Genomic DNA, 12745 nt, shown 5'->3' on the forward strand with positions numbered 1-12745 from the left:
GGGTCGCTCGTGGCCACGAGGCCCCTGCTTGCCACGGATCTCGATGGTACCTTCATTGGTGACCAGACCGAGATGCTTGCGCTCTGGCACGACCTGAACGAGACAGGGATCCGCGTCGCGTTCTCGACGGGCCGTCATCTCGCGTCGATCAGGGCCTTCCTTACCGGATCGGAAACGACTTGTCTCCCTGCTGCGTGTATCTGCATGGTGGGCACCGAGATCTGGCATGTGGTTGACAATGAGTTCCGCAGGGACGACGCGTGGACGGACGAGATCGATCAGGACTGGGACCGCGCGGTCATCGACGGTGTCGTGCGCGCGGTCTGTGACGCTGAACCACAGCCGTCCGAGTGGCAGTCAGAGTTCAAGTCGAGCTGGTATATGGATCGGGTCGGCGGCTCCGATCTCGTCGAGATCAGCAACCGTCTCGAAGCCGCAGGTGTCGCGGCGAAGATCGTCGCTTCCGCCGAGCGGTTCCTTGACATCGTGCCGTCCCGGTCCGGCAAGGGAGGAGCTGTGAGATTCCTCGCCGAACGCCTGAACCTGGGGATGGACCAGGTCGTCACGGCGGGGGACACGGGCAACGACCTCGACATGATGCCCCCAGCGCTCGAGGTTCGATCCATCGCGGTTGGAAACGCAACTGAGGAACTGAGACACCATGAAGCCAGCGGCCTGTACCACGCGGACGCACCGTTTGCCGCAGGGATTCGGGAGGGACTCGTCCATTATGGATGGCTCGACGCTTGACACAGCCCCGAGACCCCCAGACCGTGCGGCGGAAGTCCGGTCGTGTTCACCGGATTCTGCCGTTCGCGGGATCCGTTCCGGGCGCCCCTGTGCGAAACGCCAGCACGGGATCATCTCCCAACCTCGTCATCTCCGAGATTCCGTGTCACCGGATTCGGCGTGTCGTGCGTGTGACCTCATGTATGGACAGCACTGACCGTGTGATCGATCGCTGCCGGGCTGGAGGGAGCCGTTGACCATCGAACCACATACGGATGAGCAACCCGCGGTATCGCCAGCCGTCCCTCTGACCGAGGACTTCACGGCTTTCTACGAACGGGAACTGCGTCCGGTCGTAGGGCTGGCATATGTGATCTCGGGGAGTCGATCCGGCGCCGAGGACATCGCGCAGGATGCCTTCATCCGGGCGTACAAACACTGGGACACGGTGAGTCAGTACGACAATCCCGGCGCGTGGGTTCGCAGGGTCGTCTCCAACCGAGCCACATCGGTGTTTCGGCGCAGGACCGCCGAAGCACGCGCCGTTTTGCGGCTCGCTGGATCTGCCCGCAGCGTTCCGGAATTGACACCCGACGCCACCGCCACCTGGGCAGCAGTTCGTCGCCTCCCGAAACGCCAGGCCCAGGTGATTGCCCTGCACTACTACGACGGAAGCGCCGTACCTGAGATTGCGCGGATCCTCGACTGTTCCGAGAACACGGTCCGCACCCATCTGCGTCGCGGACGAGAGACGCTGAGCACACGACTCGACGAAAGGAAGCACCCATGAATCACCACGACGCGCCCACCTGGATCGATGATCGTCTCGACCGTGCCGCGACCGATACGAAGCGAAGCGTGGCGACGATGGAGCTGCGGTCCATCACGACGCGGCAGGGCCGACAACGATCCGAGAAGTTGGTTGCGGCCGGAGGCGCATTCGCCCTCATGGTCGGGGCAGCAGGGGTGGCCGCGATCCTCGTCGCGCAGGAGCCTGCGCGACAGCCGCTGATGTTTGGATCCGATTCGGCGCCGCCTGCCCCGGTGGAGCAGGGAAGTGACGACGCGGGGAACACCGTGACGACCATTGCCCCGGATCCGGCACCTGACTCCGGGGCAATGGTCGAGTCCATGCCGCAACTCGGTCTCGTCCTCGACGGTTGGGGTTCGGTGACCGCGGGAGAGGGCAGCCACGCGCGGGAGGTCTACTACACGCACGGAGGCGACGGAGGTGGCGAGGGTGATCGAACCACCGTCGGGATCGAGACGAACATCTTCGCGACCCCGGAGGAGCTTGAAGCGGCATCGGCCGAATCCGACACCCATTGGGCCCAGTTGATCGACAGCGGGACCGCGACCCAACTCGACGATGTGGTCGTCGGAACCGGTGACTCCGCACATGCCTACCTGCTGAAGGAAGGGACAGGCCCAGGTTTCCCGTCCAGTTTCCCAACCGTCTGGTTCACATGGCAATCGTCATCCCGGTCCTTCACCAACCTGATCGTCTCATACGGATCAGTTGACGACGCGGTTCTCATCGCCCAATCGATCCAGGAGCTGAGCGACGAGGACTGGAACGCCATCCTCACCGAGGCTGCCGCCTTGGGAGCCGGCGACGAGTCCCCGGTTTCCACCACCACCTCGATGGCACCGTGAGTTCCTGACACGCCCCTCCACGAACTGAAGACACGAAACGGAATGCGACCCCGTCCCGTGACAATCAGGGTCGCGGGACGGCGAACAACAACAACCGAGGGCCACCTTCGAGTCTTTCGAGGCACGCGGTTGTCACCCCCGTCGAGGACCCAGTCGAAGGGGTGTGGCCGATTGCGGCACCGAGGAAGCTTCTACGCCCAGGACGCTCCGTGGCCGGGTTCTGCGGGTCGCCGGATCGGGACCGCGCGCCTCGGTTGGGCACGGAACGCCATGACGAGGTCGTTGAGCGCATCGGTGTCGACGAGGAAACTGTCATGGCCGTAGATCGAGTCAAGGACCGCGAACCGGCACCGAGGAAGCATGGCGGCGAGTTCCCGCACCTCCGACACCGGGTAGAGGGCATCGGTGGAGATCCCGACGACCAATCCCGGCGTGTCGATCCGGCGCAGGATCGCCTCTGCGGGCCCGCGTCCCCGGCCGAGATCATGGCTGTCCATGGCATCGATCAGGGTCAGGTAGGTGTTGGCATCGAAGCGGTCGACGAATCGCGAGCCCTGGTAGCGCAGATATGATTGGGCGGCGAACCCGTCGGCGTCCTCGCTGCGTCCGAACCGGTGTGCGAACTCGGCGTGGCTCCGGTAGCTGACCATCGCGATCATGCGTGCTGTTGCGAGCCCTCCGGACGGTTGGCGTTCAGCTGCGTAGTGTCCATCCTGGAACTCGGGATCGGTGATGATCGCGTGACGCTGAGCCTCCGACAGGGCAATCGCCCACGGTGACTGCGTGATTCCCACCCCGATCGGCACGATCGACCCCACACGGTCGGGATACAGGGCAGCCCACTCGAGTACTTGCATGCCGCCCATCGAACCCCCGATGATCAGGTCGAGCGTCTCGACGCCGAGCTCGTCGAGTGTGTGGCGCTGAACCTCGACGATGTCGCGGATCGTGACCTTCGGGAACCTCGGACCGTACGGTCGTCCGTCGGGATCGGGGAAGGTCGGGCCGGTCGTCCCGTAGCAACTCCCGAGCACATTCATCGACACGATGAACTCGTTCGCAGGGTCGAAGACCCTTCCCGTGCCGAAGAGGCCCGACCACCAGTCGTCGGCGTTCGCGTCCCCGGTCAGCGCGTGGCAGATCAGCGTCGCGTTCTTGCGGTGCCTTCCCCAGGTGCGGACCTCGACGGTGACATCGGTGAGGCTTCCCCCTCCCTCAAGGGGGAAGTCGCCGCCGATCGTGACCCGGTGCTTCACGATGCCACAACGCTCGGCTGCGGCAACGCTGCGAATGCCTGCTCGAAGTCTGCGGTGATGTCATCGATGTGCTCGATGCCGACCGACACCCGGATCAGGTCGTCGCTGACACCCGCCGATCGTTGCTCGTCGGAATCGAGCTGCTGATGGGTGGTCGACGCCGGATGGATGACCAGCGTCTTCGCGTCGCCGACATTCGCGAGGTGCGATGCAAGTTGGAGCGAGTCGATGAACCGCTTCCCTGCCTCGATACCGCCGTCGACCCCGAACGACAACACGCCGCCGAACCCGTTGCGCAGAACACGCTTCGCGATCTCGTGGTACGGGTGATCCTCGAGGCCCGGGTAGTTCACCCACGACACCTCGGGACGCTCGGTGAGCCACCGGGCGAGGGCAAGGGAATTGTCCGCATGCCGCTGCACCCGGAGCGAAAGCGTCTCGACGCCTTGCAGGAGGAGGAAGGCATTGAACGGTGACAGGGCTGCCCCGAGGTCGCGGAGCCCTTCGACGCGCGCCCTGATCGCGAAGGCGATGTTCCCGAACGGACCATCCGGCCCGAAAGTGTCGCCGAACACGAGGCCGTGGTAACCGGGGGATGGCTCGGTGAACTCCGGGAAACGACCGTTGCGCCAGTCGAAGTTGCCGGAATCGACGATGATGCCGCCGATCGATGTCCCGTGACCGCCGATCCACTTGGTGGCCGACGCCACGACGATGTCAGCGCCGTGGTCGATCGGGCGGGCAAGGTAGCCGGCCGCGCCGAAGGTGTTGTCGACAATGAGCGGAACCCCTGCGGCATGGGCGGTCTGCGCGAACGCAGGGAGGTCGGGAACATTGAACCTCGGGTTCCCGATGGTTTCGAGATACAACGCCTTCGTTCGGTCGTCGATCCTCGCGGCGAACTCCTCAGGGTCGTCGCCGGATACGAACCGAACCTCGATGCCGAGGCGCTCGAGCGCGACCTTGAACTGGTTGTAGGTGCCGCCGTATAGGTACGAGGTCGAAACGATGTTGTCGCCAGCCGAAGCAAGCGTCGTGATCGTCGTCAGTTGAGCGGCCTGGCCGCTCGCCGTTGCAACTCCGGCAACACCCCCTTCGAGCGCAGCGATTCGCTTCTCGAACACATCCGTTGTCGGGTTCATGATCCGTGTGTAGATGTTGCCGAACTCCTCGAGCGCGAACAGTCGGGCACCGTGGGCGGCATCATCGAATGTGTACGAAGTGGTCTGATAGATCGGAACCGCCCTCGCGTTCGTGCCGGGCGCTGGTTCCTGCCCTGCATGTACCTGCAAGGTCTCGAATCGGTGTGTGTCGGTCATGTGGTCCCTCCGGGGATCGGGGAGATGCGACGGGGCGGGAGGGTGCTCACATGAAGAAAGGACCTGCTCCGTGCCCGGTGCAGATCCTCTTGGCTTGTCTTGGTTTTGTTGCGCTACGCGTGAGGACTGCACGGCTGTGTCATCGCCATGCACATCATCTCGCGGGTCACTACAACACTCATGTGGGGAGCAACAGTACACCATTTTCTGCGCGTGTCAAGGTGGGTCGTCCGAGGATCAGACACCTGTCCGGGATCAGACATTGGTGAAGTCCCAGCGCTCCCGCGATGCCCTCGCTGCCGCGACATCGACGCGGGACAACAGCACGAACCCGACGACGAAGAAGGCAGCGACCGACAGGATCGCCGTCCGGCTGTCGGCGATCGTTCCGACGAGCCCGAACACGAGCGGGCCGATGCCGGACAGCTTCGAGAACACGGAGAAGAACCCGTAGAATTCCGCCGAGGCCGCTTCGGGAATCATCGTCCCGTACAGGGAGCGGCTGAGCGCCTGAACACCCCCGAGGACGAACCCGACCACGGCGGCGAGGGCCCAGAAGCCGACGGCGGACTCCTCCGGTAGGAAGTACGCACCCGCGGCAATCCCCGTCCACACGACGAGGGCGATCATGATCGCTCGCTTCGGTCCGGTTCGATTGGCGAGAACGCCGAACATCAGCGCGCCGACGAAAGCGATCAGCTGCACGATCAGGAAGGCGATACCGATTGTGGTGATGGACAGACCCAGCGTGTCTTCTGCGTAGGGCCCCGATACCGCGATCACGGTGCCGGTTCCCGAGTTGTAGATGATGAACGCAACGACGAAGAGCAGCAGCTGGGGGAAGAGACGGAGCTTCTTCGTCGTGTCGATGGTCCTGCGGAACCCGACTCGGGCGAACTCTGATACCCGGCGCCGTTCGGCTCCGATACCGTCCGGCGGCAGCCGTCGCAGCGAATAGACGGAAAAGCCGATCCACCACAGCCCGGAGCCGAAGATTGCGATTCTGGCGGCGAGCGTCTCGGTCAGTGCAGCATCCGTCGGTTCCTCATGCGAGAACATGATGAGGGCCAACGCAAGCGCCAGATAGATGCCCCCGCCGAGATAGCCGAACGCGAAGCCCTTCGACGACACCTGGTCGATCGTGTCGTCGGTCGTGATGTCCGGCAAGAACCCGTCGTAGAACACATTGGCGGCGACGAACCCGAACTGCGAGACGATCACCAACAGCAGGAACAGGGGCACCTGCCCCTCGGAAACGAAGGGGACGAGCAGGGTGAACCCGGCTCCGAGAAGCGCGAAGTTGCGCAGCATCCGCCGCTTCGAATCCGAATAGTCCGCGATGGCTCCAAGGACCGGCATGGCCAGGAGCAGGATGATCGATCCGATGCCGATCAGGATCGAGAACAGCGACTCACCCGACAGGCCCCAGTAGGTGTCGCCGTCCATGATCGTGCCCGTGAAGAACGCCCCGACCACAGCCCCGAAGATGGTGATGTAGGCCGAATTAGCCCAGTCGTACATCGCCCATCCGAAGATGGTTCGCTGGTCGTTGCGGTAGCCCTCGGCCATTGACAGCCCCTCTCGCTCGAATCGACGCTAGTGGCCTGTCAGGAACCATGCAGGCCGGGCATGCGGGTGGCCAGAGGCTATGCTCCCGCCGCACCCGCTTGGTGTGGCTCGTTTACCGGATTGGAGGAAGCGCGATGGTGCACAGCATCCTTGTCGCCGACTCCCTCGTGAAGCGTTTCGGGGACCACACAGCAGTTGCCGAGGTGAGCTTCGCGATCGGCGAGGGTGAGAGCTTCGGGCTGCTCGGGCCGAACGGTGCAGGAAAGACCACTTCGATCTCGATGGTGTGCGGCCTCCTCGATCCCGACGGTGGGTCGGTCACGGTGGCAGGGGAGCGCATCAGCACAGGCTCCACGAGGGGAAGGGATCTCATCGGGCTCGTTCCCCAGGATCTCGCCATCTACCCCGATCTCACCGGCGAGGAGAACCTCGCGTTCTTCGGTCGGCTGTATGGGATGAGCGGCAACGGGCTCGCGAGCCGGGTCTCCGAGGTACTTGAGGTCATCGGTCTCACCGACCGCAAGGACGACCGGACTGCGGACTACTCGGGGGGAATGAAGCGACGGCTCAACATCGGGGTGGGGCTGTTGCACCGCCCCAGCCTGCTCGTGCTCGACGAACCGACCGTCGGCGTCGATCCCCAATCGCGCAACGCCATCCTCGAAGCGGTCGAACAGTTGTCGCGCGAAGGAATGGCCGTGCTGTACACCACGCACTACATGGAGGAGGCCGAGCGTCTCTGTGATCGGGTCGCGATCATCGACGAGGGGAAGATCAAGGCCGAGGGAACCCGGCGCGAGCTCGTCGCCCTCGTCGGGGAGCAGGACCGCGTTTCGATCACGGGGTCAGGAGACCTCTCGGCGGCCGCCACAGCCGTCAGGAGCGTCACAGGCGTCACCGACGCGTCCGCGTCGGATCACCGCATCGAGATCCTCACCGACGACGCCTCCGCAGTTCTCCCCGAGCTCCTCGCGAAGGTGACCGACTCGGGCGGCAGCATTGCCGGTGTGGAAATCGTCGAACCGAACCTCGAAGCAGTCTTCCTGCACCTCACCGGCAAAGCGCTGCGGGATTGACCGTGGGCGCCGCGTTCCGCATCGCCTTCAAGGACCTGAAACTGCGTGTCAGGGACCGGTCCGTGTTCATCCTTGGGATTATCGCCCCACTGACCCTCGCCTTCATCTTCAACCTCATTTTCGGTGGAGCAGCGACTGGTGAGCTCGGCCTCGACTACGGCGTGGTCGACCTCGACAGCACCGAGATCTCCGGCACCTTCACGACAGTGCTTGCCGGTGCCGAGCAAGCGGGCATCCTGACGATCGAGCCCTACCTCGATGCGGCTGAGGCAGAAGCGGCGATCGACGCTGACGCCATCGATGCGTTCTTCGTCATCCCCGACGGCTTCGAGGACGCCGTCCGATTCAACAAGACGACCTCGATCCGGATTGTCGGCGATATCGATGCGCCAACCCCGACGCAGATCGCTGCAGGTTTCGCCGAGCAGTTCTCGGCCGGCATCGCGGCAAGCCAGCTCGCGGTCGCCACAACCGCAAGCGTCGAAGGCGCTCCCATAACGCCGGGTTTCGTGGCCGGACTGACCAACGACCCCGTCACGGCAAGCGGGTCGTTCGTGTTCCAAGACGAATCCGCTGCGGCCAAACAGCTCGACGCGTCGACCTACTTCGCTGCGGGCATGGCGGTCTTCTTCCTGTTCTTCACCGTCCAGTTCGGCGTCGCCGGACTCCTCGAAGAGGAGCGGGACGGCACGATGGCACGACTGATGGCCGCTCCGATCGGACGATCGTCGGTGGTGGTGGGAAAGGCCATTCTGTCGTTCCTCGTTGGTGTCATCTCGATGGCGGTCCTCGTCGTCACCACCTCTCTGATCATGGAGGCCGATTGGGGGGCACCGTTGGGAGTTGCTCTCCTGACGATTGCAGGCGTCCTGGCTGCCGTCGGGATCATGGGGGTCATTGCCGCGTTTGCGAAGAGCCCTGAAGGTGCAGGCAATTTCGGGGCGATCATCGCGGTGATCCTCGGGATGCTCGGCGGCACCTTCTTCCCCATCGGATCGAGCGGTGGGGTCCTCGCCAACCTGACGCTCCTGACGCCCCACGCATGGTTTCTCCGTGGACTCGGCGAGTTGAGCTCGGGGGCGCCGTGGACCGCCGCACTCCCCGCGGTCGCTGCGATCCTTGTGTTTGCCGCGGTCACCTGGGGTCTTGCCGGGATCCTCATCCGGCGAAGGTGGGCGCTGTGAAACCCCTCGCCATCGCATGGGTCAATGTGAAACGAATGTTGCGTGAGGGATCGAACATCTTCTTCGTGTTCGTGTTCCCGATCGCGCTGGTGCTCCTGATCGGTGTGCAGTTCGGGAGCGGGTTCGAGCCAGCGCTCGGGATCTCCACGGCAGACGACGGCGACCTCGCATCGCAGATCGTTGCGGCACTCGAGGCCGATGAGTCCGTGACGGTCACGACCTTCGATTCCTCAGACGAGCTGCTGACCGCAGTCGAGCGCGGGACGGTGCAGGTGGGTGTCGTCCTTCCCGCAGGCATGGACGCGTCGGCCGAAAGCGGCGAGACCGTCGAGATCGGCTACCTCGGCCGACCCGACGGGTCCGGTGCGCAGCTGCAAAGCATCGTGTCGTCGTCGGTTGCCGCGATCATGGCCCCAGTCGGTGCGGCCCAGTTCGCCGTGGCCGAAACTGGCTCGGACTTCGATGAAGCGCTCGCGCTTGCCGACCGGCTGTCGAACCAGGTCGAACCGATCACGGTGGAGGTCACCGCCGTGGGAGAAGCGCTTTTCCCCGACACGCTCGGTCAGTTCGACCTCGGGGCATCCTCCCAGCTCGTGCTCTTCGTGTTTCTCACAGCGCTCGCGGGTTCGTCGGCCTTGATCCTCACGCGACAGCTCGGGATCAGCCGCCGGATGCTCTCGACCCCGACTCCCATCTCGTCGATCATCCTCGGGGAGTCGCTTGGTCGTTACGGAACGACCCTCATCCAGGGCGTCTACATCATGGTGCTCACCTTGATCGTCTTCCAGGTCAACTGGGGCGATCCGGTCGGGGCGATCCTCATCCTCATGGCACTGTCGGCCGTAGGGGCTGGTGCCGGCATGCTGCTCGGGTCGATATTCAACAACGATCAGCAAGCCGCAGGTGTCGGGGTGATCGTTGCGCTCGGCCTTGCGGCCCTCGGCGGAGCCATGTTCCCGGCCGAGCTGTTTTCTGCCACCATGCAGCGCATTGCCCATGTCACGCCCCACGCCTGGGCACTCGACGGCTACGCCGAGCTGGTACGGAGAGGCGGAACGACGCTCGACATCCTCCCCGAGTTGGGTGTGCTTGTCGGGTATGCCGCGGTGCTGATGGGGCTCGCCGCGTGGAGACTGCGGGTGGCGATCACCCGACCGTGATGCTCGGGGTGCATGCGCGTTGACAGGTTCGCATGCAGATTTATATGCTGCATTGCATGCAAAGCACCAGTGTCCGGGTGGATCAGGACACCCACCAAGAACTGAAGAAGCTGGCGCAGGAGCTCGGGACCACTGTCGGTGAGGCAGTTGCAATCGCCGCCCGTCGGTTGCGTCAACACAGAATCGGGGTCGAGCTGAGAACTCCGCTCACCAAAGAAGAAGCCGTCTGGCTCGATGCTGACCTCGGGTGATGTCGTCGAGTTCGACTTGGGAGTTCCGTCCGGTCGGGAAGCTGGCTTGAGGCGTCCGGCTGTGGTCGTTTCGTCGCAGGAGATCCTTGACGAGTCAGCCAGCGTGGTTCAGGTCGTTCCCCTAACAACGAGCATTCGCTCCTTTGGCTCGGAGGTATTCGTTTCTGCTGACCAGACCAACGGTCTGTCCGCTGACTCAGCCGCACAGTGCCAACACATCAGGTCGGTATCGGCTGAGCGGGTGGAACAGGTCCTTGGCAACATCGGGCCGGTCGCTTTGGCAGATATCCGGGAGGTTCTGGGCTTGATCCTCGACATCCGCATCCGCTAACACCCCGCTCGTACGCCGAGACGGGACGACACTCGACATCCTCCCCGAGTTGGGCGTGCTTGTCGGGTATGCCGCGGTGCTGATGGGGCTCGCCGCGTGGAGACTGCGGGTGGCGATCACCCGACCGTGATGCTCGGCGGGCGCAACAGGGAAGGCCACCCCTGCGGGTGGCCTTCCTCGTGTTCACACGCTCCGGTCGGGGCGAGGATTTTGGCTAGATGCGGACGCGGTCCTTGAGGCCCTTGGCGGCCTTGAAAGCCGGCACCGTCGCCGCGGCGATCTGAATCGTCGCTCCCGTGGCGGGATTGCGACCCGTGCGAGCCTTCCGACGACGGGTCTCGAACTTGCCGAACCCTGCGATCGAGACATCGCGGCCAGCGTCGAGTTCGACAGCGATGATGCCGTGGCCCGACTCCGAGCTGAAGATCGCGTCGATGACCTCGGCGGCCTTCGCCTGCGACAGATCGGTCTGCTTGGCGAGCTTCTTCGCCATTTCGGTCTTGTTCACACCGGACTCCTTTGGGTTGCGGACGGGACCCAGCTTTCTCCCGTAGGGGGGACGATAGACCGTTTTCCGTCCAGAAGTCAGTGTTTTCGCCCTTCGATCGGCCCCGACGCGGAGAGACAGCGCATCACCTCCGGTTCCGGATTCGGCGCTGTAGCCTCAGCGGCGCCATGAACCACACACCCCATCGCCTGATCGTCGCGCTCGCCATCGGCGCCCTCCTCGTCGTCACCGCAGGGTGCGACAACGGTGCCAAGCCCGAGACCACCACGCCGGGTGCATCGACGACCGCGCCGACCCGGCCGGACACGACGACAACGGTCCCGACCATCACCTCCATCCCGCCCGACCAGATACCGGGCACACATTCGGCCTCGATCACCGACGAGCTCGACACCCGGATGCGGTCCGACATTGGTGACCTGATCCTCGCCGCCGAACAGTCCCGGGCACTCCCGTTCCTCCAGATGCCCACCGTGACGATCCTCGACGAGGCCGATTTTCGTTCCCGGGTCGCAGAACAGGTCTCAGAGGACCTCGACCCCGCGGAGATATCGGGTGACCAGGCGCTCTTCGAACTGATGGGGATGCTCGACGGTGACACCGACCTCGGAGAGCTGCTCATCGATCTGTACACCGAACAGGTGCTCGGCTTCTACGACGGATCGACCAAGGAGATCGTCGTTCCTTCCGCTCCCGACGGCTTCTCGGCATACCAACGGATCACGCTGGTGCACGAACTCGTCCATGCGCTGACCGACCAGCACTTCGAGTTCGACCCCGAGTTCGAGCGGCGTGACACCGAAGGCAACATCGACGATGCGGCCGCCCTCCTCGCTCTCGTCGAAGGCGATGCCACCTACCAGCAGTTCCTGTACATCGAGGACATGGATCCCGCCGAGGCGATCGAGGCGGCCCTCGAAGCATTGTCGTTCGAGTCCTCGACACTCGATGCCGCACCTCGCTGGGTTGGCATGGATCTCGCCTTCCCCTACGAGCAGGGCCTCATCTTCATCCAGCAGGTCATCTCAGACGGGGGCCTCAAGGCGGTCGACGAGGCGTACCAGGATCCTCCCGACACGACCGAGCAGATTCTCGAACCACGCAAGTATCTCCGCCGTGAGGATCCTGAGCCGCTCGATCCGGTCACGGTCACGCTTCCCGGATGGGAGATCCACGAGGATGCATCGTGGGGCGAATGGGGCGTTCGGATGATCCTCACCGACACGGTGTCACCCGGCATGGTGACCCAGGCAGCGGCCGGGTGGGGGAACGACTCGTACCGGGTGCTGCTCAACGGCGACGAGGTCGCGATGGCGTGGAGTTACCTCGCCGAGAGCGAAGAGGACGCCGAGGACCTCGTCAATGCCCTCATCGCCCACGCGAGAGACCGGATGGGTGCCACCTCGTCCAAGGAGTCGGGCGGTGGTCTCCTGCTCGAAGGCAGCGGAATCTATGTGTTCATCGACCGGATCGATGACCGATTCGTGTTCGTCGCTTCAACCGATGCCGCTGCGGGTGGTTCGCTGCGTTCCCAGATGGGCGTGTAGGGCGCAGCCAGCAAGGCGAATACCGCAGACCCCTACCGCTGTGTTGATGCTGAGCGTAGGGTGTGACCGTTGGCGTCAGCCGCGGCCGGCGTTGGGCTTACGACCATGATTCGCCTTCGAACGGCGAGCGCGGAGTTTGCGTCGTTTTGCCTTTGCCAT

The 12745-nt window shown here is 64.1% G+C and carries 13 protein-coding genes; 9 read left to right on the forward strand and 4 right to left on the reverse strand.

Annotation, left to right across the window (positions count from 1 at the left end; genetic code table 11):
- Positions 1–9: 9 nt before the first annotated feature.
- The 3 genes from R2823_09525 (at position 10) to R2823_09535 (ending at position 2385) form a co-directional block, all read left to right on the forward strand.
- Positions 10–750: an HAD-IIB family hydrolase gene (locus R2823_09525; GenBank protein MEZ5176428.1), complete on the forward strand. Its 741-nt coding sequence runs from the start codon at positions 10–12 to the stop codon at positions 748–750.
- Between the two features lie 232 nt (positions 751–982).
- Positions 983–1519: a sigma-70 family RNA polymerase sigma factor gene (locus R2823_09530; protein ID MEZ5176429.1), complete on the forward strand. Its 537-nt coding sequence runs from the start codon at positions 983–985 to the stop codon at positions 1517–1519.
- Positions 1516–2385, forward strand: a complete 870-nt coding sequence (locus R2823_09535) for a hypothetical protein (protein ID MEZ5176430.1) — start codon at positions 1516–1518, stop codon at positions 2383–2385. The genes R2823_09530 and R2823_09535 overlap by 4 nt, the downstream gene beginning before the upstream one ends.
- 191 nt (positions 2386–2576) lie before the next feature.
- Here R2823_09535 and metX read toward each other — a convergent pair whose 3' ends face one another.
- From metX to R2823_09550, 3 genes are all read right to left on the reverse strand, one after another.
- Positions 2577–3641, reverse strand: a complete 1065-nt coding sequence (gene metX / locus R2823_09540; GenBank protein MEZ5176431.1) for a homoserine O-acetyltransferase — start codon at positions 3639–3641, stop codon at positions 2577–2579.
- Complete coding sequence (locus R2823_09545; protein MEZ5176432.1) at positions 3638–4960, reverse strand: O-acetylhomoserine aminocarboxypropyltransferase/cysteine synthase; 1323 nt, start codon at positions 4958–4960, stop codon at positions 3638–3640. The genes metX and R2823_09545 overlap by 4 nt, the downstream gene beginning before the upstream one ends.
- Before the next feature lie 255 nt (positions 4961–5215).
- A complete protein-coding gene (locus R2823_09550; GenBank protein MEZ5176433.1) occupies positions 5216–6529 on the reverse strand; it encodes an MFS transporter in 1314 nt (437 codons plus the stop codon).
- Positions 6530–6663: 134 nt separating this feature from the next.
- Here R2823_09550 and R2823_09555 point away from each other — a divergent pair, with 134 nt between their 5' ends.
- From R2823_09555 to R2823_09575, 5 genes are read left to right on the forward strand one after another with little or no spacing between them, the layout of a single operon-like run.
- Complete coding sequence (locus R2823_09555) at positions 6664–7605, forward strand: ABC transporter ATP-binding protein (GenBank protein ID MEZ5176434.1); 942 nt, start codon at positions 6664–6666, stop codon at positions 7603–7605.
- Between the two features lie 2 nt (positions 7606–7607).
- Positions 7608–8789 (forward strand): ABC transporter permease, encoded by a 1182-nt coding sequence (locus R2823_09560; GenBank protein MEZ5176435.1) that lies wholly within the window; start codon positions 7608–7610, stop codon positions 8787–8789.
- The gene (locus R2823_09565; protein MEZ5176436.1) at positions 8786–9949 is read left to right on the forward strand and encodes an ABC transporter permease; all 1164 of its coding nucleotides are present in this window, start codon (positions 8786–8788) and stop codon (positions 9947–9949) included. Before R2823_09560 ends, R2823_09565 begins: the two co-directional genes overlap by 4 nt.
- A gap of 56 nt (positions 9950–10005) precedes the next feature.
- Positions 10006–10200, forward strand: coding sequence for a hypothetical protein (locus R2823_09570; protein MEZ5176437.1), 195 nt, complete (start codon positions 10006–10008; stop codon positions 10198–10200).
- A 46-nt stretch (positions 10201–10246) separates the two neighbouring features.
- Positions 10247–10531 (forward strand): type II toxin-antitoxin system PemK/MazF family toxin, encoded by a 285-nt coding sequence (locus R2823_09575; protein MEZ5176438.1) that lies wholly within the window; start codon positions 10247–10249, stop codon positions 10529–10531.
- Between the two features lie 214 nt (positions 10532–10745).
- Here R2823_09575 and R2823_09580 read toward each other — a convergent pair whose 3' ends face one another.
- Positions 10746–11039: an HU family DNA-binding protein gene (locus tag R2823_09580; GenBank protein MEZ5176439.1), complete on the reverse strand. Its 294-nt coding sequence runs from the start codon at positions 11037–11039 to the stop codon at positions 10746–10748.
- 167 nt (positions 11040–11206) lie between these two features.
- On the opposite strand from R2823_09580, the gene R2823_09585 reads away from it, so the two are divergent.
- Positions 11207–12586 (forward strand): hypothetical protein, encoded by a 1380-nt coding sequence (locus R2823_09585; protein ID MEZ5176440.1) that lies wholly within the window; start codon positions 11207–11209, stop codon positions 12584–12586.
- Positions 12587–12745 lie beyond the last annotated feature (159 nt).

The sequence above is a fragment of the Acidimicrobiia bacterium genome (assembly GCA_041393965.1).
GTDB lineage: Bacteria > Actinomycetota > Acidimicrobiia > Spongiisociales > UBA5794 > UBA5794.